Genomic DNA, 25142 nt, shown 5'->3' with positions numbered 1-25142 from the left:
CCGGATAGGCCACGATGGCACCGTGGACATCCCCGAGACCGGCTCGACGCGTACCGCTGAGTCCGATGTGCCCGCCGACCACGAGGCCCGCGCCCGCCTGTACCCGCGCGTCACCAGTTTCCGGTCACGACGGGGGTCCCTGACCCCGGCCCAGCAGCAGAACTGGGAGACATTGTGGCCGATCATCGGTCGTGACGCCACGGTCTCGGCGTCCGCCGACACCGGGGGCGAGTCGCTCGACCTGCGCGCCTGGTTCGGCCGGGAGGCCCCGCTGATCATGGAGATCGGCTGCGGCACGGGCACCGCGACCGCCGCGATGGCGGCGGCCGAGCCCGAGTTCGACGTCCTCGCCGTCGAGGTCTACAAGCCGGGTCTCGCGCAGCTGCTCGGGCTGATCGCCCGGGGTGACATCGACAACATCCGCATCATCCGCGGTGACGCCGTCGTGGTGCTGCGGGAGATGCTCGCGCCCGCATCGCTCGCGGGGGTGCGCATCTTCTTCCCGGACCCGTGGCCGAAGGCCCGCCACCACAAGCGTCGGCTGATCCAGCCCGGCACCCTGGCGTCCGTCGCCGACGTCGTCGCCGACGACGGCGTCCTGCACATCGCCACCGACCACGCCGAGTACGCGGAGTGGATCGCCGAGGTCCTCGCCGAGCAGGACGTGTTCGTCCCCCTCGACGGTCCCGCCCCCTTCTCCCTCGAGCGCCCCACCACCAAGTTCGAGGGCCGCGCGGACCGCGAGGGCCGTGACGTGACCGAGTTCGTGCTGCGCCGCGTGGCACGCGACAGCGCAGGAGGTCCCCGATGAGCGGCTCGTCGACGGTGGCGCAGACCATCTCCGGCACCAGCACCGCACGCAGGGTGCTGCTGGTGTGGGACGCCCCCAACCTGGACATGGGCCTGGGCTCGATCCTGGGCGGCCGCCCGACCGCCGCCCACCGCCCCCGGTTCGACGCACTGGGTCGGTGGCTGTTGGGCGAGACCGCCCAGCTGTCCCGCACCCTGGGCGACGACGAGGGCGACGTCGAGCCCGAGGCGACGGTGTTCACCAACATCGCGCCGGGGACCGCCGAGGTGGTCCGGCCGTGGGTGGAGGCGCTGCGCAACGTCGGCTTCGCGGTGTTCGCCAAGCCGAAGCTCACCGAGGACTCCGACGTCGACGCGGACATGCTCGACCACATCGAGCTCCGCAGGCACACTGTCGGGCTGGCGGGGCTGTACGTCGCCTCGGCGGACGGGCAGGCGTTCCGTACCGTGGCCGAGGACATCGCCGCCGAAGGCGTGCCGGTGTCGGTGCTGGGTTTCCGCGAACATGCGAGCTGGGCGGTCACCTCCGACGTGATCTCCTTCGTGGACCTGGAGGACATCGCGGGGGTCTTCCGCGAGCCGTTGCCGCGGATCAACCTCGAGTCGCTGCCGGACGAGGGTGCATGGCTGGCCCCGTTCCGACCGCTGTCCGCGCTGCTCAGCGGCCGCCAGCACTGACCGGCCCGCACCGGTGAGACACTCGGTGCGTTCGAGACCGACGAGAGGGGACGTGAGCGGTGTTCGGAGCGATAGGCACATTCGTGTACCGACTGCGCTTCGCCGTGATCGCCGTCCTGATCGTGGTGATGGGCGGGTTGGGGATCTTCGGCCTCGGGCTCGGCAAGAACCTCAGCCAGAGCGGGTTCTTCGACGACGGCTCACAGTCGGTGAAGGGATCCCAGCTCGCCGACTCGACGTTCGGACGTGACCACAAGTCCGACATCGTGCTCCTCGTCACACCGCCGGCGGGGACGACGGTCGACGACGCCGCCTTCGGCACCAAGGTCGAGTCGTTCGTCGACGCCCTCATCAAGGCCCACCCGACGATCGTCAACCGGGACGATCCCGGGATCATCGACCCCTTCGCGCCGGCCGCGGGCGTCGCGGGTCAGGCCGCCCTGTCCCAGATCCGGGCCCAGACGTTCGACGCCTCCAAGCGGCACGCGTTCATCAGCATCGGCGTCAAGGGCGACGACGACACGACGATCCTGAACAACTACAAGACCATCGAACCGTTCTTCGACGACATCTCCGGACGGTTCGGCCTCCAGGGCACGACGTTCCAGCTCGCCGGTCTGCAACCCATCGCCAACGCCATCTCCGACGGCGTCGCGAAGGACACGACCCGCGCCGAACTCGTGGCGCTGCCGCTCGTCGCGCTGATGCTGTTCTTCATCTTCGGTGGCGTGGTGGCCGCCGTCCTGCCGGTGATCATCGGTGGCCTGACGATCGCGGGCGCCACAGGCATCCTCAACGGTCTCGCGCAGGCCACGGAGGTCAACTTCTTCGCCCAGCCCGTCATCTCGCTCATCGGGCTCGGCATCGCCATCGACTACGGCCTGTTCATCGTCAGCAGGTTCCGCGAGGAACTCGCCGAGGGGTATCCACCTCCGCTGGCGGTCAAGCGCACCGTGATGACGGCCGGCCAGACGGTGGTCTTCTCGGCGACCGTCATCATCGCCGCGCTGGCCTGCGTGCTGATCTACCCGCAGGGCTTCCTCAAGTCGGTCGCCTACGGCGCGATCTGCGCGGTCGGACTCGCAGCGCTGCTGTCGATCACGGTGCTCCCGGCGATCCTCGCGATCCTGGGCACCCGCATCGACGCCCTCGGGTTCAAGTTCCTGCGGCGCACGAAGCCCAAGAAGGAGATCGAGAACGGCCCGTGGGGTCGTCTGGCCGGATGGGTGATGCGGCACCCGCTGAAGACCGCCATCCCGACCGTGCTGCTCCTGCTCGTCCTCATCGTGCCGTTCACGAACATCTCGTTCGGCGGCATCACCGAGAAGTACCTGCCACCGGACAACGGGTTCCGCACCGCGCAGGAGGACTTCGACCGGATCTTCCCGACGCAGCGGACCGAGGAGGTCAAGCTCGTCGTCCGCTACGACGAGAACAGTGGCTCCGACGGCGCGAAGCTGCAGAAGATCGCCGACGAGGCCAACAAGATCCCCGGTTTCACCAAGCAGTTCAGCCTCGACGCGAGCCAGGGCGCACTCACCGGGACCATCGAGGGCACCACCACCGGCGTCGTGCAGATGTCGGCGGGTCTGGTCAACCGGGACATCACCGCCGACGCGGTGAAGGCGTTGCGCGGCATCGACACCCAGGGCCTCACGATGTACGTCGCCGGCACCCCCGCGCTCACGCAGGACTCCATCGACACGCTGCTCGCGGACCTGCCGCTGATGGCGGTGCTGCTGATCGTCGTCACGTTCCTGCTGATGTTCCTGCAGTTCGGCTCCGTGGTGCTGCCGATCAAGGCCGCGCTCATGTCGGCGCTGGGGCTCGGTTCCACACTCGGCGTGCTCACGTGGATCTTCATCGACGGCCACGGCGCCGGGCTCTTCAACTTCACCCCCGGACCGCTCATGTCCGCGGTGCTGGTGTTGATCATCGCGATCATCTACGGCCTGTCGACCGACTACGAGGTGTTCCTGTTGTCCCGGATGGTGGAGGCCCGCCAACAGGGCGCCACCACCACCGAGGCCATCCGCAGCGGTACCGCCCACACTGGCCGCATCATCACGGCCGCGGCGGCGATCCTGGTCGTGGTGGTCGGGGCGTTCGGGTTCTCCGAGATCGTGATGATGAAGTACATCGCGTTCGGCATCATCGCCGCACTCATCCTCGACGCCACCATCATCCGCATGCTGCTGGTGCCCGCCGTGATGAAGCTGCTGGGCGACGACTGCTGGTGGGCGCCGAGGTGGATGCAGGTCGTCCAGCGCAAGATCGGACTCGGCGAGACCGTCCTCGTCGACGAGCCCGGCCGCGCGATCGTGCCCAACGCCCAGCGCGACGCGGGCACCGTCGTCTCCCAGGTCCCGACCACCGCGATGCGCCGCGCCGAGCCCGCCGTGGTGGCGCCCGCCTCCCCCGAGACCTCGCGCGGCGGTCCCCGCCCCGCGGGCCCGCCCGACGCCCGCCCGGTCACCCGTCGCCCCGCGCCCCCGCGCGAACCCGCGCGAGAGCCCGTCCGGGAACCGGTCGGGGGTCCCCGACCCGGCCCCCGTCCGACAGGACCGGCCCCCCGGCCCACGGGCCCCGGCTCGCGACCGCCGGGTCCCAGCCCACGACCTGCGGGCGGACTGCCCCGCCAGTCGCGTCCCGACACCGGCGGCTGGAGCCTGGGCGACAGCGGGATCCGACTGAACAGCGCCATCCGCGACGACACCCCGCGCCCGCCGTCGGTCCGCCCGGAGCAGCGTCGGCCGGAACCCCCGCGTCCCGAGCCCCCGCGGCGCGAACCGCCCCGGGCCGAGCCCCCGCGGGAGGAGCCGTCCGACAACGGTGGACGTCGGCACAAGCGCGACGGTCAGACGCAGATCAGCGTGCAGGATCTGTTGCGTCGCACCACCGGCCGCGACCGCACCGACTGAGCGGGCCACGCCGGATCAGCTCGCCGATGTCGTCACGGTGCGTGCGTAGCGCGCACCCACCGCCAGCAGGATGAGCCCGGCGACGATGAAGGCACCCACCCGGAACGCGCCGTCGAGGGTGGCGAGGTCGAAGGTGATCAACTTGACGATCGCCGCTCCGGTGAGCGCCATCCCGGCCGCGATCGGCACCACCCGCGTCGGCCCCGCGGGCATCCGGCCCGCCAGGGTCAGCGTCGCGCCCGCTGCGATCGCCCACAGGATCGTCGCGACCATGTGGCCGGCGAGGAACCCGCGGTCCGTGCCGCCCGCGGCGACGCCGACGGTGACGGACGCCGCGGTCACTCCGTAGAGCGCGACGACACCGGCGACCACCCATGGCCACGCGCTCGCCGGCGCGGGACCGGCCTGTCGGGGCACCGACCATGCGCAGGCACCGGCCGCCACCGCGAGCAGACCACCGGCGACCGCAGCCGAGATCGCCTGCGCCACGGAGACGTCGACGGGCTCGATCAGGGTGTGCAGCGGCACCGACCACCCCAGGAACGCCAGAGCACCCACCGCCGTCATCACCTGGCCGATGGCGCGCACGACGCGATCGCCGCGGCCCACCACGACGACCGCCAGCGCGAGCGCGATCAGCGACGGCACCGCGGTCGTCGCACCGAGCCCGACGGGGATGGCGATCACCGCGGCTGTCGCGGCGAGGACGGCCCAGGTGGCCCGGAGCACCTCCGTCGTGCCCGGGATCCGCGGTGCGGCGACGACCAGCACGGTCAGGACCGCGGCGAGGGCACCGAGGCCGGCGGCAGCGAGGATCCGGTCGACGGCGACGCCACAGAAGATCAGGGGGACGCAGCCCGCGACCGAGCCGAGCGCCACCACGACGGGCTGTCCGATCCGCGGCACCGACAGCACCGTCCCGGCCAGGCACAGCGCCGCGGTCGCACCGCATCCCGCGGTGAGCAGACCGCCGTCGATGTCGCCGAGCGACACGACAGCAGCGGCGACGGTGACCGACGTCCACAGCGCCGACGCGGCCACACCGGCGACGTACAGGTACATCCAGCCGGTGTCCCGGACCACCGGCACGGTGACCGCGGACAGCACGAGCATGAAGCCGACGAGCAGCAGGTCCACACCACCGGTGACGAACGGCGCCAGTGCGATCAGCGGGACCAGGACGGTCAGACCGAGGTGCTCCGACCGCCACCGGTGGGCGAGGAACAGACCGGCGCCTGCCACCACCGCGGCGACAGTGAGACCCGCCGCGGCGGGCACCCAGTGGTAGATGCGGGTGATCGCGACGACGTCGAGGTAGGCGGTCGCGACACCGGTGGCGGCCAGTGCGATCGCCCCGACCCGGCCACCCCGTCGACGGTGCCGCGCCGCCAGGGCGACCAGGCCGACGGCGAACACCGCGCCCGCCGCGACCCGGACCTCCGGCCGCAGGATGCCGGCCTGGGCGGCGAGGACGAGCAGCAGCACCACCCCGACCAGGGTCACGCCGACCCCGGCCACGGCGAGCGTCGCACCGACCAACCGGCCGTCGGTCGCCGACGCCGCCCGTCGCAGCCACGACGGACTGGGCGGCGCGGGCCGCGGCGCGGGCCTGGGTCCCGACGGCGGCGGCGGTGGACCCGCCTGCGGGTGCCACACCGGCAACGGTGGCTGCGGGGGCGACGGTGGCCGCGGCGACATCGGAGGGGCCATCGGAGGGGCCATCGGGGTCGGCACGGGCGGCGCGACGTACTGCGGCTGCGGTGGTGGCGGGGGCGCGGGCGCGCGCACCGCCGCGTGCATGGCGTCGAGATCGGTGGCGAGCTGGGCCATCTGGCGGGACAGGACGCCGAAGTCGTGGGAGACGCGGCCCAGGACGGTCCAGTCGGGGCCGGGTGCGCCGGGATGTGGTGTGGTCATCGCACGATCGTCGCCGCGGCGTGGACGCCCGAGATGCGTACGACTACTCAGTCGCGGTGGGGGGTTCCTCGTCCAGCCCGTGTTCGATCGCGTAGCGCGTCAGCTCGACCCGGTTGCCCAGCTGCAGCTTCCGCAACGTCGACTGGACATGGTTCTCCACCGTCCGATGGCTCAGACCGAGCCGACCGGCGATCTGCCGTGCCGTGAGCCCCTTGGCCACCAGGCGCAGCACCTCGGTCTCCCGGTCCGTGATCGGTGGCGTCGCCGGCTCCGGGCCGCCCGCGCCGGCGATCCGTCGGAACTCCCCGAGCACCAGTCCCGCGAGCCCCGGCGTGAACACGGCCTGACCCGACGCTGTCGCGGTCACGGCCTCGACGAGTTCGGCGCGCGACGCGCTCTTCACGAGATAGCCACTGGCGCCGGCTTTCACGGCGCCGAGGACGTCGTCGCGCTCCGCCGACGCCGAGAGGACCAGCACCCGGGTCGCGGGGGACGCCTCGACGACACCGGCCGTGGCGTCCACCCCCGTCCCGTCGGGCAGCTGCATGTCCATCAGCACCACGTCCGGCGTCACCGCAGCCGCGCGTGCCACGGCGGCCCGCACGCTGTCGGCGGTGGCGACGACGTCGAACCCGTCGTCGGAGAGATCGCGGGCGACGCCGTCCCGCCAGATGGGGTGGTCGTCGACCACCATCACCCGGGTCCGCGTCGCCGGTGTCGGGTCCTGGTCGATCATCGTCTCGTCCTCACGCTGTCGGGTCGTCGCGGCACGGTGAACTCCCATTCGGTTCCGGCGCCCGGGGCCGTCTCCACGCGCGCGCTGCCACCGAGAGCCTCGATGCGCCCGACGATCGCCTGTCGGACGCCGAGGCGCCCCTGGGCAGCTGCCTCCGGCAGCCGCCCCGGTGCCATGCCGACGCCGTCGTCCCGCACGCTCACCACGACCGTGTCCGCCAGGTCCTCGAGCAGCACGTAGACCCGTGCGTCGGCGCCCGCGTGCCGCGCCGCGTTGTCCAGGGCGTTGTCGACCGCCCCGACGATCTCGGCGACATGGTCGGCGGGCAGGGTGATCGGTGCCGCCGGCGCGCTGACGGTCACCCGGTCGTCGGCCCGTGCCCGCAGGTCGGCGGCGAGGTCACGCGTCGTACCGTGCGCAGTCGGCATGCGGGACGTGCCGGTGTCACCGAGGAGCGCGCGCAGCAGTCGTTCCTGCTCGGCCGCCAGCTCGGCCAGATCGCCGGTGGGACCGCCGATCTCCCGTCCGCGGCGGGCGATGAGCGCCAGCACCTGCAGCACACCGTCGTGGACGTGGCGGGACAGGCGGTCGCGTTCCGCGGTCGCCGCGGCGAGTCGCGTCGCCTCGCCGAGCCGGACGGTCGCACGCCGCAACGCGACCGAGCCCATACCGATCACCACCCCGAGCGCGAGCAGGATGACGACGGCGGAGTTCCGGGTGAGGTCGACGATGACGAAACCCTTGGCCACCGTGCTCGACACGATGACCGCGAGGGCGGCCACACCGCCGCCGATCGCACCGGTCTGGATCCCGGCGGAGATCACGGCGTTCGCCGCCCACAGGGTCGTCGGCACCGACTGGTGGTCGGCCCGCCACTGCCCCGACGCGATGACCAGGGTGCTGAGCATGAGCAGGCAGACCACGACGACGTCGACCACTACCCAGGCGGTGGTCCGACCGAATCCCCGGATGTAGGCGACGGCGCAGGCGACCGACCACACCACGACCGCGACGGCGACGGCCACGCCCACTGCGGGGTGCTCGAGCTCGTCGACGACGGCGATCTGGAACCCGAGTGCATAGACGACGGTGAGCGCACGGAACACCTGCCCGGCGCGCCAAAGCGGACCGACGGCATCGTCGGCGTCGGTGCGCTCGGCGGACATCACTCGCCCCGGTCGCGCCCGTCGTCCCCGATGGCGTCCCGCGCGGTGGCGTCCTGCGCGGTGTCACCCGGCGCGGTGTCGTCGGCCGGTTCCGGCCTCCCGTCGATCCCGGGGTGGTCGGCCTTGTCCCACAGCGGCTCGTCCGGGGACACCGTCGAGGTGTCGTCGGGCGGAGGAGGTGCCGATCCGAGGACGGATCGGATCGCGGTGTTCAGGAACGCGATGACCGGAACGGCCAGCAGGCCGCCGATGATGCCCGCGGTCACGATGCCCCCCGCGATGCCCAGGACCACGCCGACCGGATGGACGCGCACGCTGCGGCCGAGCAGGAAGGGCTGCAGCACATGGCTCTCGAGCTGCATCACCGCCACCACCACCGCGAGCGCGATCACCGCCGCGATCCAGCCCTGGGTCACGAGGGTCACGACGACCGCGAGCGCACCCGTGACCAGTGCACCGACGATGGGGATGAACGCACCGATGAACACCAGCGACGCCAGTGGCAACGCCAGGGGGACCTGGAGGATGGCCAACCCGACACCGATGCCGATCGCGTCGACGGCGGCCACCGCGACCGTCGCCCGCACGTAGCCGACGAGGGTGCCGAAGCCGGCACGCCCGGCGACACGCACGCGGTCGCGGGTGGACGACGGCACCAGCTTGGTGACGAACATCCAGATCTGCCCGCCGCCGTAGAGGAAGAAGATCATCAGGAACAGCAGCAGCAGGGCGCCGGTCGCGAGCTCGGTGACCGTGGTGGCCGTCGCGATCGCCCCGGTGGTGATCTCACTCTGGTTGCGCTGCAACATCGCGACGAAGTCGTTGCCGACATGGTCGAGCTGATTCTGCTCGAGCCCGAAGGGCCCGTGCACGAGCCAGCTCTTCACCGAGTCGATGGTGGAGGTCGCCTGGTTGGTGAGATCGGGCAGGCCGTCGATGAACTGTTGGACGACGAACGTCAGGATGCCGGCGATCACACCGATCGCGACGATGAGCGTCAGTGCGACGGCCACACCGCGGTGCAGTCCGCGACGGTCGAGCCAGTCGACCACGGGGACGAGGAACGCCGTGCCCAGCATCCCCAGCGCGACCGGGACCAGCACCGCCTCGTAGCGATGACCGACCCACATCACCGCGTAGACCAGGACACCGATGATGAGCAGGCGCCAGGCCCACTCGGACGTCGCGCGCACCAGCGGGGTCACGGCCAACCTGTCGGCGCGGTCGGCCACGGCGGGCTTGCGGTCACTCACCGGCCAACCCTAGCCCGGGCGACGGCACGCGGACGGCGACCGCCGGTGTCGGACGGTCAGCCCCCGGGGACCGCCGCCGCGTGCTGGGCGAGTGCCCTGTCCCACGTCGTCCGGCTCGATGCGATCGCGGCGACGTACCGGTCGATGATCTTCTGCGCCGACTGGCCCGCGCCGATCCGGGCGGGTGTCGGCGTGCCCGGTCCCGCCGACCGGTCGTAGGCCTGCTCGATGCGGGCGCGCAGGGACGGCTCCATCCGGTCGAGCACCTGGGTCGGCACACCCGCGAGGTACAGCGGCATCAGCAGCGGGATGTAGCGGTTGCGGATGGTGATGTAGCGGGTCTTCCCGACGGTGACGTCGGAGGCGATGGTCGCGGTGTTCGTGGGATCGGCGTCCTTGTAGCTGCCGTGGACGAGGAACCCGAACGCCGCGTTCAGCATGGCCAGGCTGTTGGACGGGTCGTGGGGGAAGTCCGAGACCCCGTCGTACTCCCAGCTGATGTCGGTGACCGGGTAGTCGGTGCGGGGCGCGGCCCCGTCGAACGTCATGCCGAACGGCGCCGCGTACAGACCCGGGAACCGGGCGAACACGCCGCCGTTGGGCCGGTTCGGGTCGCCGAACACCACCGCGCCGAGTCTCTCGGGCGACGGCACGGTCCCGCCCGCGTCCCGCCTCTGCTGCCACTTGCGCAGGGTCTTCATCACCACGCCGGCGCTCGCGGAGTAGCCGACCGTGAGCACCGGGCCGGCGGGACCATGCGGTCCGCCCACGGCGGTCTCCAGCGCGGCCACGCCCGCCTGCTGCGACTGGTCGTACGTGAGACCGGTCCACCCCGCGGTGAACGGCGTCTGCGCAGGCCACTGGACGATTCGGAAGGCGCGGCCGGCGTACTGGGTGCCCGGCCTCCCCGAGATGTACCCCGAGAGCTCGGTGTCCATGTCCCGGCCCTCGGGGTTGCTGTTGCCCCCGAGCGCCAGGATCGTCCCGCCGGTCGGTGCGGCGACGGATGGGGCGGAGCTGGGTGGTGCGGTGTCCGCGGACGCGCCGCCGACACCGACGGTCAGGGCCGCTGCCACCGCGAACGCGGTCGCACCCACGACGTGACGACGGATCACGAGAAGGTCCCTCCCCCGCGGGAACGCCCCCCATGGACTGTCCCGTCGGGGGAGAGGGTAGCGCCCGAGGGCAGGTCGTGACCCCGGATCGTCGACCCCGGCGACTACGCTGGGCCCCCATGACGGCTCAGCCCGGCGACGCCGCCGACGACGGCGCGCCCGCCGCACCGACGCGTCGGCGGTTCTGGTGGGTGCGATGGGTGGCTCTCGCCGCGGTCGTCGTCGTCCTCACCGTCGAGGTGGTCCTCGTCTGGCCGAAGCTCACCGAGGCGTGGCGCAGCATGGGCAGCCTGCACTGGTGGTGGGTGGTCGCCTGCATCGTCGCGTCCGGGTTCTCCATGGACAGCTTCGCCCAGGTCCAGCGGGCGTTGCTCCGGTCCGCAGGCGTCCGGGTGTCCCAGCTGCGGTCGCTCGCGGTGGTGCTGGCCGCGAACTCCGTCAGCCAGACCATGCCCGGCGGCAACGTCCTGGCCCCCGCCTTCACCTACCGCCAGACCCGCAAGTGGGGCGCGTCGCCGGTGGTGGCGTCCTGGCAGGTGGTGATGTCGGGACTGCTGATGGGCGTCGGGCTCGCCGTGCTCGGCATCGGCGGTGCCCTGTTGGCGGGCGCGAAGACCAGCCCGTTCTCCGTCATCTTCTCCGTCGGCGGCTTCCTCGCCTTCGGCATCGTCGCGCAGTACATCGCGTCGCACCCCGAGATCATGAAGTCGGTCGGGACGCGGGTGCTGTACGCCCTCAACAACATGCGCGACAAGGACCACGAGCACGGTGTGGCCCGCTGGCACGAGATCGTCGACCAGCTCCGCGCGGTGCAGCTCACCGGCAAGGACACCTCGATCGCGTTCGGCTGGTCGCTCGTCAACTGGGTCGCCGACGTCGCCTGTCTCGCGTTCGCCTGCTACGCGGTGGGGGGTGAGCCCGGGATCGCCGGCCTCGCGGTCGCGTACGCGGCCGGCAAGGCCGTCGGAACCGCCTTCCCCCTCCTCCCCGGCGGCCTCGGCGTCGTCGACGCGGTGCTGGTGCCCGCGCTCACCTCGGCGGGGATGGGTGCCGGCGAGGCCGTGACCGCCGTCCTCGTCTACCGCCTGATCAGTTACCTGTTGGTCGCGCTCGTCGGATGGGTGGTCATCGCGGTCATGTTCCGTCAGGCTCTCGCCGACACCGACGCTGAGATCGAGGAGGAGACCGCATGACCTCTCGGGGCCGGATCGTCGCCGCCGCCGTCGTGGCCGACCTCGTCGCGATCCTCGTGTTCGTGGTCATCGGCCGCTTCAACCACGACGACGGCCTGTCGGTCACCGGGATCCTCACCACCGCATGGCCGTTCGTCGCCGGTGGTGCCGTCGGGTGGTCGGTGGGGTACGTCGTGGCACACGTGCACACCGAGCAGGTAGGCGTGCCCCACTTCCGTCCCGAGCGGGTCGTCCCCGACGGGATCATCACCTGGCTGTGCACCGTCGCGATCGGGATGGTGTTGCGCGATCAGTTCGGTCAGGGGATCGCCGTGAGCTTCATCGTCGTCGCGACCATCGTGCTGGGTCTGTTCCTGCTCGGATGGCGTGGATTGCGCGGCAGCGCAGCGCGTCTCGCACGCTCCCGCTCGTCCTCCTGAGTCCGCCGGCCGCCCCTGCGCCGTAAATCGTTCGTCACCACCGTCTGTGCTGCCTACCATCGCTGTCCGTGATGCATTCGGTGACGCTGGCCGGTCTGGACTTCCGGTTCGCGGACGGCACAGTCGTGTTCGACGACGTGTCGGTGTCGCTGTCGGGACACCACGTCGGCGTGGTCGGGGCAAACGGTGCCGGCAAGACCACCCTGGTCCGTCTCCTGACCGGTGACCTCGTTCCGAGCGGCGGCACGATCACCCGACCCGGGTCGGTGGCGCTGGTCTCGCAGGACATCACCCTCCGTTCCGGGGTCGCGATCGACAGCCTCATCGGCGTCGCACACATCCGCGCGGCGACACGGCGGATCGAGGACGGCACGGCGTCGGCATCCGATCACGAACTCCTGGAGGGCAACTGGGACATCGACGACCGCGCGGTCGCCCTGTTCGGCCATCTCGGACTCGACCACCTGGTGTCCGTGCCGTCCGACCTGGACCGCGTCGTCGACCACCTGTCCGGCGGTGAGGCCACGCTGGTCGCGGTGATCGGCGCGATGATCGCCGAGCCCGATCTCGTCGTCCTCGACGAGCCGACCAACAACCTCGACCCCGTCGCGCGAGACCTGCTGGTCGAGGCGATCGCCCGCTCCTCGGCACAGGTGGTGACGGTCAGCCACGACCGGGATCTGCTGGACACGGTCGACCAGATCGCCGAGGTCCGCGACGGTGGGATCCGCGTCGTCACCGGCGATCACACACACTTCGAGGAGATCGTCGCGGCCGAACAGCAGCGGGCGCGCGAGGTGCTGGCCACCGCCCGCAACGACGAGGCCCGGCAGCGGCGCGACCTGGTCGAGTCGCAGACGGTCATCGCGCACCGCAAGCGGTACGGCCGGAAGATGTCCGCGCAGAAGCGAGAACCGAAGATCGTCATGCAGCAGCGGAGACGATCGGCCCAGGAGTCCGCCGCGAAGCTCACCGAGGGTCACCGACGGCGTCTGGACGAGGCCCACGCCGCGGCCACGTCCGCAGCCGACGACGTCCGCGACGACCGTGCCGTACGCATCGACCTGCCCGAGACCGCGGTGCACCCCGGACAGGTGGTCCTCGCGCAACGCCGCTTCACCATCCCGCGCGGACCCGTCGATGTAGCGGTCGACCTCGAGGTCGTCGGGCCCGAACGCATCCACCTCCGGGGTCGCAACGGCGCCGGGAAGACGACGCTGCTCCGTCAGGTGCTCGCCGCACCCCCGGAGGTCGCGACAGGCGTCGTGCATCAGGCGCAGTCCGGGCTGGACCCGGAGGCGAGTCCCTACGACCTGGTGTCCGCGGTGAGCCCCGACAGGAGCGCGGAGCAGCGCCGTGCGGGGTTGGCGCGACTGCTGTTCCGGGGGCGCGAGGCGGACCGGCCTATGCGCGAGCTGTCCGGTGGGGAGCGCGTGCGAGCCGCGCTCGCCGTCGCGCTGCTCACGTCACCCGCACCCCACCTGCTGGTGCTCGACGAGCCGACCAACAACGTCGACATCGCCACCCGCGACCATCTCGCCCAGGCGCTCGCCGGCTTCCGCGGCGCGGTCATCGTGGTCAGTCACGACACACGGTTCGTCGCCGACCTGGGCATCACCCGCGTCGTCGACCTGGACGACCGCTGACCCGGCCGACGCGGCCGACGCGGCGGCGGGGGGAGGATCAGCGCTGCCGCAGGTACTTCTGGACGACCTGGAGGGCGGCGGACCCGGACTTCTCACCCGCGCAGTGGACGACGACGACCTGCCCGCGGGTGATCCCCACGAACCAGCCGGGTCCCTGCGGACCGTTGGTACCGACGAGCGCGCGCAGGTCCGACGCCCCCGTGAGGTCACTCGCGTCGCCGGTGGTGGCGGTGCTCCGCATGGCCGCGGCGATCCGCGCACCGACGGTCGGGTCGACCGGACCCAGCTCGCCACCGCGCACGGTGCTGGTGGTCCCGCGCACGAACGACGGGGCGACCCCGGCCATCCGGGCGATGGCGACGCCGAGCGCTCCCATCGAGAGCGCCGACACCTGCGGTGCCGAGTCGAGGCCGGCGGCGGAGATCCCCGCGCGGCCCGTGTTCGCCGCGGTCACGCCGGGGACGGTGTAGTCGACCCCGAGACCCAGCGAGTGCAGCGACTTCTCCGCCGCATTACGGTTGCCACCCGCGGCCGCGTCGATCGCGCCCAGGACGGGGTCGAGCGTGGAGCCCGGCGTGACGAGGTCGTCGAGGCCGGCACCCGCGGCGTCGGCCGCGTCGTTGTCGGCCGCGGCCAGGATCGCGCCCGACCGCGCGTCGAGCACGAGCATGGTGGCGGGCTGCGCGACGTCGACGACGGAGGCGTTGACCGTCAGCTGCACCGGCGGGTTGATCGTGGTGGAGAAGCTCGGCGCCGGCGGACCCTGCTCGCCGGCGAGTCGGGTGATGCCGCCGTCGGCCGCCACCCGCTGCACGGCCCAGCCCGACGTCGCGTCGCGCAGAGCCTGCCAGTAGGCGGCCGTCGACTCGGCCAGCGGCGACGAGATCCGGCGGTCCGTGGTGAGCAGCGTGACGTTGCGGGTGACCGTGACCCCCGGCACCGCGGCAGGGTTGCCCGCGAGCACCGCCATGTCCGAGTCGCGCAGGGAGACGACGGTCGTGGGCTTGCCGCCCGCCGCGTCGATCCGCTGCTCGATGACGGGAGCGGTGATCAGGGGCGCGATCGGCGCGATCACGGCGGCCAGTCGGCGGACGCTCGCGGCGCGGTCCCGGGTGGCCGACGGGTCGATGACGACGGCGGTGAGCCCCTGCGGGGTCATCCAGGGCTTGCGGGCGGTGTCGAGGACAGCGGGTGCCGGGGTCGCGTCGGTGCGGACCAGGCGCAGCGCGCCACCGGTCTGCAGGCCCGGGGCGAGCACCGTCGGATCCCACTGGACGCGCCACCCCGACGACAGCTTCCGCGCGGTCCCCGTCGTCTGGGTGGTGTAGCTGCGGCCGGAACCGAGGTCCCAGGTGTAGTCGAGTCCGTAGTCGGCCGTGCCGTCGGAGTACTCGACCGGGCGGGTGACGCTCACCTTCACCGACTGGGCGTGCATCCCCGAGAGGGTCGAGGCGATCTGCGGGGCCGCCTGGCCCGGTGCGGACGTGAGTGCCGCCGCCCTACCGGCATCCTGCGCCGCGAGGGCGGCGCCGAACTCGTCGAGCATGCGGTGCGACCCCGACACCTGTTGGTCGGAGAACACCCCGCAGGACGCGAGGACCAGGACGCCACTGACCACAGAGGCCACGGCGACACGCGTACGCAGGGAGATGGAGGCCATCACGACACCGAACTCGTCACGATGCCCAGTCCACCCGGTGCAGGTCACAGATGACACCGTTGGGGTTTTCGATCCGCTCACGATCCGATCACGATTGGATGTACACCCATCGCCAGATCGGCGGCCCCACAGGGACTTTCCCTACCACCCTACCCCGCCCGTGCAGTCCGGCGGCGAGGTCCGTGCAGCCGCGGCGTCGCGGTGCCAGGATGGGCGGGGTGAGCGCACCCACCGACACCGACCGTCCCTCCGGCATCGACCTGTCCTGGGTCGACGACGACATCCGCGCCCAGGACGACCTGTATGCGCACGTGAACGGCCGCTGGCTGGCCGAACACGAGATCCCCTCCGACCGGCCGATCGACGGATCGTTCCTCGCCCTGCGCGACCGCGCGGAGGAGAACGTCCGCGACATCGTCGTCGAGTGCGCCGGGTCCGACGCCGAACGCGGCTCCGACGCCCAGCGCATCGGCGACCTCTACACCTCCTTCATGGACACCGACCGCATCGAGTCGCTCGGTCTGGACCCGATCCGCTCCGACCTCGACCGCATCGCCGGCATCTCCTCGGTCGAGGAGCTCGCCGAGGTGATCGGGGAACTGCAGCGCCGCGGCGTCGGCGGTGCGGTCGGCTTCTACGTCGACACCGACTCCAAGCAGTCCGACCGCTACCTCGTCCACCTCGGCCAGTCGGGCATCGGCCTCCCGGACGAGTCGTACTACCGCGAGGACAAGCACGCCGAGACCCGCAGCGGGTACGTCGCGCACATCGAGCGCATGCTCACCCTCGCCGGGTTCGACGACGCCGCCGCACGCGCCGCGACCGTGGTGGATCTCGAGACGGCGATCGCCTCCCACCACTGGGACGTCGTCCGTCGGCGCGACGCCGACCTCACCTACAACCTCGTCGCCCACGACGACCTCGTGTCGTCCGCAGGCGCCTTCGACATCGCCGCGTGGTCGCGGGGGCTCGGCGTCACCGACAGCGCCGTCCTCGCCGAGGTCGTCGTCGGGCAGCCGTCCTTCGTCGAGGGTCTCGGCGCGCTGGTGCGCGACCGCCCGCTCGACGAGTGGGTCGCCTGGCTGCAGTGGCGGCTGCTGCACTCGAGCGCGCCCTATCTCACCTCGGACATCGTCGACGAGAACTTCGCGTTCTACGGCCGCGCCCTCTCGGGCACACCCGAGATCCGTGAGCGGTGGAAGCGCGGCGTCGGACTCGTGGAGGCGGCGGTCGGCTTCGCCGTCGGCCGCATCTACACCGAGCGGCACTTCCCGCCGGCGGCGAAGGCACGGATGGACGAGCTCATCGCGAACCTGGTGGAGGCGTACCGCCGCAACATCAGCGACCTCGAGTGGATGAGCCCGGCGACCCGCGAGAAGGCGCTGGCCAAGCTCGACAAGTTCACCCCCAAGATCGGCTACCCCGCCCGGTGGCGCGACTACTCCGGCCTGGAGATCGCGCCCGACGACCTCATCGGCAACGTGGCCCGGGCGTCGGCGTTCGAGCAGGACCGCGAACTGGCGAAGATCGGCGGACCGGTCGACCACGACGAGTGGTTCATGACGCCGCAGACGGTGAACGCCTACTACAACCCGGGGATGAACGAGATCGTCTTCCCGGCCGCGATCCTGCAGCCCCCGTTCTTCGACCCCGACGCCGACGACGCCGCCAACTACGGCGGTATCGGCGCGGTCATCGGTCACGAGATCGGCCATGGCTTCGACGACCAGGGCGCCAAATACGACGGCGACGGCAACCTCGTCGACTGGTGGACCGACGACGACCGCACCGAGTTCGGCAAGCGCACCCGCGCCCTCATCGAGCAGTACGACACCTTCACCCCGACGGGCCTCGACCCCTCGCACACGGTCAACGGTGAGTTCACGATCGGTGAGAACATCGGCGACCTCGGCGGCCTGTCGATCTCGCTGGCCGCGTACCGCATCGCGACCGAGGGCACGGATCCGCCGGTGGTCGACGGACTCACCGGTCTGCAGCGCGTGTTCTTCGGATGGGCGCAGGTGTGGCGGACGAAGACCCGCGACGCCGAGGCGATCCGGCGCCTGTCGATCGACCCGCACTCCCCGCCGGAGTTCCGGTGCAACGGCGTCATCCGCAACATCGACGCGTTCTACGACGCGTTCGACGTCGCCGCCGGCGACGCCCTGTACCTCGAGCCGGAGCAGCGCGTCCGCATCTGGTGACCCCCGGCTACGGTGGGTCCGATCTCGCGCACCTCGGCGCGGGACCGGATGCGAGGTGGATGACATGGCCGCACTCACGATCGTCGGGGCGTCTCTCGCCGCTGTCGGACCGCTGCACTGGATCAAGCCCGAGGCGTTCGAGGCGCTGACCGCCGCGGCGTTCCCCGAGGACACACGGGCGTGGATCATGCGTCACGGCGCCGTGGAGACCGGTCTCGGGATCGCTCTGTTGGTGCCGGCCACCCGGCGGCTCGGCGTGGCGGGACTGCTCGCCTATGGCGCCCACCTCGGCTACCACGGTTACCGCGCGCAGACCGCCTGAGCAGCAGGTCCCCCGGTTTCGCTGTCTCCCACCGCGCGTGCGGTATCTCCTCGCTAGAATCCCGTCACCGGCGTCGAGAACCAGGGCCGGCGCTGGTGAGCCGCGAACGGCTCCCGTAGTCGAGCGGTGAAGGAAACCCCGGGTGAGAGACCTGCCTGTGTACACGACCGATCGTTTCGCCCATTCCGGGGCGAGACGATGACGACAGCACCCTCGGACGCCGACCACGGCGGATCCGACGTGCTCGACCACGGTGACGAGCCGGTGATGTCGCTGACGACGCTGTCGACGACGATGGCCGAGCTCGCGCGGCGGCTGAAGTCGGAGAGCCGGGACACGGAATCCGTTCTCCGGGCCATCAGTGCGGCCGCCGTCGAGTCCATCCCGCACGCCGAGTACGCCAGCATCACGCTGGTGGAGAAGAAGTCCTCGATCACCAGTCCCGTCCTGATCGGCGATCTCGCCGCGGCGTCCGATCGCCTCCAGGCCGAGCTGCGGGAGGGACCGTGCGTCACGTCCGCCCTCCAGGCGGACACCGTCGTCATCGACGACACCCGCACCGAGGAGCGGTGGCCCCGCTTCTGCGCGGGTGCCGCCGACCTCGGCATCCGGTCGATGGTGTGTTTCTGCCTGTACGTCGAGGGCGACAACTTCGGCGCGCTCAACCTGCACAGCACCCGGGTAGACGCGTTCGACGACGAGTCGCAGTCCATCGGCAGTCTGTTCGCGGCGCATGCGGCCATCGCCTTCTCCTCGGTGCGCGAGAAGGAGCAGATCCGGTCGGCGCTGACCAACCGGGACATCATCGGTCAGGCCAAGGGCATGTTGATGGAGCGGTACTCGCTGTCCGCCGACGACGCGTTCCAGCTCCTCGCCCGGCTGTCGCAGGACTCGAACACGAAACTCTCCGACGTGGCGCTGCAGGTCGTCGAGGCCGGCCCCGGGTCCTGACGGTTCCGGGCCACCCGGTCGGGGTCAGTCCCGCAGGAACGCCAGGACGGTCGCCTCGAAGGCCTCCTTGGCCTCGATCATCACCCAGTGCCCGCACCGCGGGAACACGTGCAGCTGCGCGTCGGGGATGAGACGCATCGGGACCAGCGCCATGTCGGGCGGGCTGACACGGTCGTCACGTCCCCAGGTGAGCAGCGTCGGGCAGGCGACCTTGTGCATCGTCGCCCAGTAGGGCGGTGCGTCGGACGCCGCCAGGAACTCCTGTTGCATCGCGAAGGCGGCGGAGCCGTACATCGTCTCGCCGGTCCTGCGGGCATCGGGATGCGTCGCGGCCTCCCACCGCTCCTCGACGAGCTCCTCGGTGACGAGGGACTTGTCGTAGACCATCGACCGGAGCCAGCGGATCAAGCGGTCGCGATCGGGGTCGTCGGCGAACTCCTGGAGCAGCTGCAGACCCTCCGTCGGCTGCGGGCTGAACAGGTTGGCCCCCACCCCGCCGATGGTGACCAGCTTGCTCACCAGCTCGGGTTTGCGGATGGCGAGATTCACGGCGACGACGCCGCCCATCGAGTTGCCGATCATCGCCGCCGACGGGATGCCGAGACCCTTCATGAACGCGTTGACCGACTTACCCGCGTCGAGGACCGGCATGCCGCCCCATGGGTCGCTCACGCCGAAGCCGGGGAACTCCAGGACGTAGGTGTGGAAGTGCTCGGCGAAGACGCCGAGATTGCCGCGATAGTTGCGCCACCCCGTCACTCCCGGTCCGGACCCGTGCAACAGGATCAGCGGGGGCGCGTCGGCGTCGCCGGCCTCGTGGTACCGCAGCACGCCGTTGTCGGTGGTGAGCTCGCGACGGGTGTTCTCGTAGGTGACGTCCACCCCGACAGACTAGAACGTGTTCTAGGTTCGCCGGGGTGGACCCGGGCGGCGGTGCGCCGACCGCCGGACGACCCCGGACTAATCGACCAATATTGAACAGCATGTCCAGATTTTCGAACCCCGCCGCCGGTCAGCCGATGGCCGGTGTCCGACGGTCGCTCACGCGGGTGAACTCGTAGGCGTCGAGATCGAACCGGCGGCTGCTCCAGATGGTCTCCAGCGTCGTCGACGCCCGGAACGGGACATCGCCGTGGTCGTCGAAGTAGTAGCTGTTCGCCGACCCGCACCCGCCCTGGAAGAACACCTGGTTGTCGCGACGCCCCAACATCTCCGCGAGGTAGTCGGCGTTGGCCTGTTCGGTGACCTCGACGCGTGACGCACCCGCCGACCGTGCGCGCGTCAGGCACCGGGCGATGTGGCGACTCTGGGTCTCGATGAGGGTGAAGTACGACGACCCGTTGTAGGCGTAGGGCCCGAGGATGGTGAAGAAGTTGGGGAACCCCGGGACGCTCACACCGTGGAACGCCTGCAGACGGTGCTCCGACCACCAGGAGTCGAGATCGCGGCCGCCGACGCCGCGGACACCGAACGGCGGCATGTTGCCCTTCTCGAAGACCTTGAACCCGGTCGCGAGCACCAGCACGTCGCACTCGTGGAGAGTCCCGTCCGCCGTGCGGACACCGGTCGGTTCGACGGCCGCGATGCCGGTCGTCTCCAGGGTGACGTCGTCGCGGTTGAAGGTCGGCAGGTACGCATTGGAGAAGCTCGGGCGCTTGCAGCCCATCGCGTACCGCGGCGTCAGCTTCTCCCGGGTGATCGGGTCGGTCACGGTGCGCCGCAGGTACGCCCGGGCCAGCTTCTCCCCCGCGGTCGCGATCGGCACCACGCCGTTGAAGTGCGCGGGCAGAGGGAAATTCACCTCGACGAACGCCTGCGACAGCGTCCGCGCCAGGCGTCGCGCGCCGGGGATCCGCCCCAACGCGGTCCGCACCACCCCCGGGATCGCGGCGTCCGGCTTCGGCATGCACCAGATCGGGGTCCGCTGGAACACGGTGAGATGCTCGGCCACCTGCGCGATCTCCGGGATCGCCTGCACCGCAGACGCTCCCGTACCGATCACCGCGACGCGACGCCCCCGCAGGTCGAGATCGTGGTCCCACCGGGCGGTGTGCAGGATGTCGCCGGCGAAGTCGTCGAGACCGTCGATGTCCGGGCGCTTCGGCTGGGTCAACACCCCCGTCGCACCCACCACGTACCGCGCCGAGATCGTGTCCCCGTCGCCGGTGCGCAGCCGCCAGATGTCGGAGGTCTCGTCGAACTCCGCGTCGACGATGCGGGTGTTCAGGCGTGTCCGGGCGGTCACCCCGAACCGGCGGGCGCAGTCCTCGGCATAGGCCTTCAGTTCCCGGCCGGGCGCGTAGATGCGCGACCAGTCGGCCCGCTGGTCGAACGAGAACTGGTAGCTGAACGACGGGATGTCCACGCCGACGCCCGGGTAGGTGTTCCAGTGCCACGCACCGCCGAGGCCGTCGCCGTCCTCGACGACCAGCTGGTCGGAGAACCCGGCCCGGTCGAGCAGGATCGACGCGCCGATGCCGGAGAACCCTCCCCCGACGATGACGATCTCGTGGTCCGGGGCGCTGAAGGTGCCATCCATGGATGACAGTGTCCACCCATCCCCGACCCGAAAGGAAAGCGGCCCGGCCCCCTCTCGGGGAACCGGGCCGCTCTGCGATCGGATCAGCAGATCAGATCAGTACTTCTCACCCTTGGCGGCCTTGTCGACCAGCGACTGCGGCGGCTCGAAGTGCTTGCCGTACTTCGACGCCAGGTCGTTCGCCCGGTCGACGAAGCCCCGCAGGCCGCCCTCGTACTGGTTGATGTACTGCACGACGCCACCGGTCCACGCCGGGAAGCCGATCCCGAAGATGGAGCCGATGTTGGCGTCGGGGATCGAGGTGATGACGCCCTCGTCGAAGCACTTCACCGTCTCCAGGGCCTCGGCGAAGAGCATGCGCTCCACCATGTCCTGGAACGGGATCTCCTTGCTCCCCGACTTGTACTGCTCGCGCAGACCGTTCCACAGGCCGGTGCGCTTGCCGTTCTCGTCGTACTCGTAGAAGCCCTTGCCGGCGGTCTTGCCGTCACGGCCCTGCTCGAGCAGCCAGTCGACGACGGCGAACGACCCGTGCTCCGGGTAGTCCTTGCCCTCGGCCTTCGCGGCGGCGGCGGTCTCGTTGCGGATCTTCTGCATCAGGCCGAGCTTGAGCTCGTCCGAGAGCTGCAGCGGGGCCGCGGGGTACCCCGCCTGCTGACCGGCCTGCTCGATGAACGCCGGCTCCACGCCCTCACCGACGGCCGCGATGGCCTCGTTGATGAACGTGCCGATGACGCGCGAGGTGAAGAAGCCACGGCTGTCGTTGACGACGATCGGGGTCTTCTTGATCGCGAGCGTGTAGTCGATGACCTTGGCCAGCACCGCATCCGAGGTCTTCGCACCGCGGATGATCTCCACCAGCGGCATCTTGTCGACCGGGGAGAAGAAATGGATGCCGATGAAGTCGTCGGCCCGCTTCACACCCTCGGCGAGCGAGGTGATGGGCAGCGTCGAGGTGTTCGAGCCCAGCACGGCCTCCGGGGAGACGATGTCCTCGATCTCCTGGAACACCTTGTGCTTGACCTCGACCGACTCGAACGCGGCCTCGATCACGAGGTCGACACCGGCGAAGTCCTGCGGGTCGACGGTCGGGTGGATGCGCGCGAGCAGCGCGTCGGACTTCTCCTGCGTGGTCTTGCCCCGCGAGAGCGCCTTCTCCTCCAGCTTCTCGGAGTAGGCCTTGCCGCGCTTGGCCGCATCGAGGTCGATGTCCTTGAGCACCACGTCGATCCCGGCCTTCGCCGAGACGTACGCGATGGCCGCGCCCATCATGCCGGCGCCGATGACGCCGACCTTCGTGGCCGACCACTTGTCGTAGCCCTCGGGACGCGAACCGCCACCGTTGATGTGGTTGAGGTCGAAGAAGAACGCCTTGATCATGTTCTGCGCGACCTGACCGGTCACCAGCGACACGAAGTAGCGCGTCTCGATCTGCGTGGCGGTGTCGATGTCGACCATCGCGCCCTCGACGGCGGCGGCGAGGATCGCCCGCGGCGCGGGCATCGGGGCACCCTTGAGCTGGCGACGCAGGATCGCCGGCATCGCCGGGAGGAACTGCGCGACCGATGGGCTCGACGGCGAGCCACCGGGGATCTTGAAGCCCTTCTCGTCCCACGGCTGCACGGCCTCGGGGTTCTCCGACAGCCACTTCTTCGCGGCGGGCAGGAGCTCCTCCACGCTGCCGACGACCTCGTGGATCAGGCCGGTCTCCTTGGCCTTCTCCGGCTTCATGCGCGGGCCCTGCAGCAGGACGTTCATCAGCGCGTTCTGGATGCCGAGCAGACGCACCGTACGAGCGACGCCGCCACCGCCGGGCAGCAGGCCGAGGGTGACCTCGGGCAGGCCGATCGAGGCGCCGCGGACGTCGGCCGCGATGCGATGCTGGGTCGCGAGCGTCAGCTCGAGACCGCCGCCGAGCGCGGCACCGTTGATGGCCGAGACGACCGGCTTGCCGAAGGTCTCCAGACGGCGGAGGTTCTTCTTCATCGCGTTGGTGCGGTTGGTGATCTCGGTCGCGATCTCGACCTTGTCGCGATCACCGCGTCCGCTGGTCATGTCCTTGAGGTCGCCACCGGCGAAGAAGGTCTTCTTCGCCGAGGTGAGCACGACACCGGTGATGTCGTCCTTCTCGGCCTCGAGGCGGTCGACCGTGGCCTCGAGCGAGCTCATGAACAGGTCGTTCATGGTGTTGGCGCCCTGGTTGGGGTCGTCCATCGTGAGCACGACGACGCCGTCGGCGTCCTTGTCCCACGCGATCATGTTGTCACTCATGTGTTCTCGAATTCTCCTGTGTCAGGCCGTGCGTCAGACGCGCTCGATGATGGTCGCGACGCCCATGCCGCCACCGATACAGAGGGTGATGAGGCCGTAGCGGCCGCCGGAGCGCTCGAGCTCGTCGACGACGGTGCCGAGGATCATCGCGCCGGTCGCGCCGAGCGGGTGGCCCATGGCGATCGCGCCGCCGTTGACGTTGGTCTTCTCGTGCGGGATCTTCAGGTCCTTCATCCACTTCAGGACAACCGACGCGAAGGCCTCGTTCAGCTCGAACACGTCGATGTCGTCGACGGTCAGGCCGGCCTTCTTCAGCACCAGCTCGGTGGCCGGGGTGGGACCGGTCAGCATGATCGTGGGGTCCGAGCCGGTCTGGGCGGTGGCGACGATGCGCGCACGCGGGGTCAGGCCGGCCTTCTTGCCCGCCTCCTCCGAACCGATGAGGACCAGGGCCGCGCCGTCGACGATGCCGGAGCTGTTGCCGCCGGTGTGGACGTGGTTGACCTTCTCGACACTGCGGTATTTCTGCTTCGCGACCTCGTCGAAGCCGGCCATGTCGGCCAGACCCGCGAACGCGGGCTTGAGCTTGCCGAGCTGCTCGACCGTGGTGCCGGGACGGCGGTGCTCGTCGTGGTCCAGGATGAGGACACCGTTCATGTCCTTCACCGGCACGACGGACTTGGCGAAGTAGCCGGCCGACCATGCGGCCTCGGCGCGGTTCTGCGACTCGACGGCGTAGGAGTCGACGTCGTCGCGGCTGAAGCCCTCGAGGGTGGCGATCAGGTCGGCGCCGATGCCCTGCGGGGCGATGTACAGGTCGTAGGCGGTGGCCGGGTCCTGGAACATCGCGCCGCCGTCGGAGCCCATCGGCACGCGCGACATCGACTCGACACCACCGGCGATCACCAGGTCGTCCCAGCCCGACGCCACCTTCTGGGCGGCCAGGTTGCTGGCCTCCAGGCCGGAGGCGCAGAACCGGTTGATCTGGGTACCGGGGACCGTGTCGGGCAGACCGGCGACCAGTGCCGCGGTCCGCGAGATCACTGCGCCCTGCTCACCGACGGGCGACACGACGCCGAGCACGACATCGTCGATGTCGGCGGGGTCGATGTCGGGGAATCGGGTGCGGAGCTCGGTGATCAGGCCGGCGACCAGGTCGACGGGCTTGGTTCCGTGCAGCGAACCACCGCGCTGCTTGCCACGGGGCGTACGGATCGCCTCGTAGATGAATGCGTCACTCATGGACAGTGTCCTCTCACCTTCGTACATCGGTTGCCGCAAGGCTAACGCTCGATAACATATACCGCCATAGCCGCCGGTCACAACGTTCGCTCATTGTTC

19 protein-coding genes are annotated in these 25142 nt (G+C 70.6%); 9 read left to right on the top strand and 10 right to left on the bottom strand.

Annotated elements, in window-relative coordinates:
- The first annotated feature begins 4 nt into the window (after positions 1-4).
- From trmB to LX14_RS08880, 3 genes are read left to right on the top strand one after another with little or no spacing between them, the layout of a single operon-like run.
- On the top strand, positions 5-811 hold the full coding sequence (gene trmB / locus LX14_RS08890) for a tRNA (guanosine(46)-N7)-methyltransferase TrmB (RefSeq protein WP_372505370.1): 807 nt from the start codon (positions 5-7) through the stop codon (positions 809-811).
- Entirely contained in the window at positions 808-1488 is a 681-nt protein-coding gene (locus tag LX14_RS08885) for a PIN domain-containing protein (protein WP_253646856.1), read from the top strand. The genes trmB and LX14_RS08885 overlap by 4 nt, the downstream gene beginning before the upstream one ends.
- A gap of 59 nt (positions 1489-1547) precedes the next feature.
- Positions 1548-4409, top strand: coding sequence for an MMPL family transporter (locus LX14_RS08880; protein ID WP_253646855.1), 2862 nt, complete (start codon positions 1548-1550; stop codon positions 4407-4409).
- A gap of 15 nt (positions 4410-4424) precedes the next feature.
- On the opposite strand, the gene LX14_RS08875 is transcribed toward LX14_RS08880, so the two are convergent.
- Genes LX14_RS08875 through LX14_RS08855 form a run of 5 tightly spaced genes read right to left on the bottom strand, consistent with a single transcriptional unit; the run spans position 4425 to position 10596 of the window.
- On the bottom strand, positions 4425-6326 hold the full coding sequence (locus tag LX14_RS08875; protein ID WP_301283185.1) for a DUF2339 domain-containing protein: 1902 nt from the start codon (positions 6324-6326) through the stop codon (positions 4425-4427).
- Positions 6327-6369: 43 nt separating this feature from the next.
- Positions 6370-7062, bottom strand: a complete 693-nt coding sequence (locus LX14_RS08870) for a response regulator (RefSeq protein ID WP_253646854.1) — start codon at positions 7060-7062, stop codon at positions 6370-6372.
- Complete coding sequence (gene macS / locus LX14_RS08865; protein ID WP_253646853.1) at positions 7059-8228, bottom strand: MacS family sensor histidine kinase; 1170 nt, start codon at positions 8226-8228, stop codon at positions 7059-7061. Before macS ends, LX14_RS08870 begins: the two co-directional genes overlap by 4 nt.
- Entirely contained in the window at positions 8228-9481 is a 1254-nt protein-coding gene (locus LX14_RS08860; protein ID WP_253646852.1) for an AI-2E family transporter, read from the bottom strand. The genes macS and LX14_RS08860 overlap by 1 nt, the downstream gene beginning before the upstream one ends.
- Positions 9482-9537: 56 nt before the next feature.
- Entirely contained in the window at positions 9538-10596 is a 1059-nt protein-coding gene (locus tag LX14_RS08855; RefSeq protein WP_253646851.1) for a PE-PPE domain-containing protein, read from the bottom strand.
- 119 nt (positions 10597-10715) lie between these two features.
- Between LX14_RS08855 and LX14_RS08850 the strand changes: the two genes are divergently transcribed.
- The 3 genes from LX14_RS08850 (at position 10716) to LX14_RS08840 (ending at position 13854) form a co-directional block, all read left to right on the top strand.
- A complete protein-coding gene (locus LX14_RS08850; protein ID WP_253646850.1) occupies positions 10716-11789 on the top strand; it encodes a lysylphosphatidylglycerol synthase transmembrane domain-containing protein in 1074 nt (357 codons plus the stop codon).
- Positions 11786-12208: a DUF3054 domain-containing protein gene (locus LX14_RS08845; RefSeq protein WP_253646849.1), complete on the top strand. Its 423-nt coding sequence runs from the start codon at positions 11786-11788 to the stop codon at positions 12206-12208. Before LX14_RS08850 ends, LX14_RS08845 begins: the two co-directional genes overlap by 4 nt.
- A 71-nt stretch (positions 12209-12279) precedes the next feature.
- On the top strand, positions 12280-13854 hold the full coding sequence (locus tag LX14_RS08840) for an ATP-binding cassette domain-containing protein (RefSeq protein ID WP_253647949.1): 1575 nt from the start codon (positions 12280-12282) through the stop codon (positions 13852-13854).
- Positions 13855-13891: 37 nt separating this feature from the next.
- Here the strand turns inward: LX14_RS08840 and LX14_RS08835 are convergent, their stop codons facing one another.
- Positions 13892-15514 carry an NTF2-like N-terminal transpeptidase domain-containing protein gene (locus tag LX14_RS08835; RefSeq protein WP_253646848.1) on the bottom strand — a complete coding sequence of 541 codons (1623 nt, stop codon included), beginning with the start codon at positions 15512-15514 and terminating at the stop codon, positions 13892-13894.
- Between the two features lie 209 nt (positions 15515-15723).
- Between LX14_RS08835 and LX14_RS08830 the strand changes: the two genes are divergently transcribed.
- From LX14_RS08830 to LX14_RS08820, 3 genes are all read left to right on the top strand, one after another.
- Positions 15724-17718, top strand: coding sequence for a M13 family metallopeptidase (locus LX14_RS08830; protein WP_253646847.1), 1995 nt, complete (start codon positions 15724-15726; stop codon positions 17716-17718).
- 64 nt (positions 17719-17782) lie between these two features.
- Positions 17783-18040, top strand: a complete 258-nt coding sequence (locus tag LX14_RS08825; RefSeq protein ID WP_253646846.1) for a DoxX-related protein — start codon at positions 17783-17785, stop codon at positions 18038-18040.
- 264 nt (positions 18041-18304) lie between these two features.
- Positions 18305-18991: a GAF and ANTAR domain-containing protein gene (locus tag LX14_RS08820; RefSeq protein WP_372505369.1), complete on the top strand. Its 687-nt coding sequence runs from the start codon at positions 18305-18307 to the stop codon at positions 18989-18991.
- Positions 18992-19015: 24 nt separating this feature from the next.
- Here LX14_RS08820 and LX14_RS08815 read toward each other — a convergent pair whose 3' ends face one another.
- From LX14_RS08815 to LX14_RS08800, 4 genes are all read right to left on the bottom strand, one after another.
- Positions 19016-19873 (bottom strand): alpha/beta fold hydrolase, encoded by an 858-nt coding sequence (locus LX14_RS08815; RefSeq protein WP_253646845.1) that lies wholly within the window; start codon positions 19871-19873, stop codon positions 19016-19018.
- A 130-nt stretch (positions 19874-20003) separates the two neighbouring features.
- Positions 20004-21530 (bottom strand): flavin-containing monooxygenase, encoded by a 1527-nt coding sequence (locus tag LX14_RS08810; RefSeq protein WP_253646844.1) that lies wholly within the window; start codon positions 21528-21530, stop codon positions 20004-20006.
- Positions 21531-21626: 96 nt separating this feature from the next.
- Positions 21627-23801, bottom strand: coding sequence for a 3-hydroxyacyl-CoA dehydrogenase NAD-binding domain-containing protein (locus LX14_RS08805; protein WP_253646843.1), 2175 nt, complete (start codon positions 23799-23801; stop codon positions 21627-21629).
- Between the two features lie 33 nt (positions 23802-23834).
- Positions 23835-25043 carry an acetyl-CoA C-acetyltransferase gene (locus tag LX14_RS08800; protein WP_253646842.1) on the bottom strand — a complete coding sequence of 403 codons (1209 nt, stop codon included), beginning with the start codon at positions 25041-25043 and terminating at the stop codon, positions 23835-23837.
- Between the last annotated feature and the right edge of the window lie 99 nt (positions 25044-25142).

The sequence above is a fragment of the Williamsia deligens genome (genome assembly GCF_024171765.1).
Classification (GTDB): domain Bacteria; phylum Actinomycetota; class Actinomycetes; order Mycobacteriales; family Mycobacteriaceae; genus Williamsia_A; species Williamsia_A deligens.
This window is presented reverse-complemented; position numbering and strand designations above follow the sequence as displayed.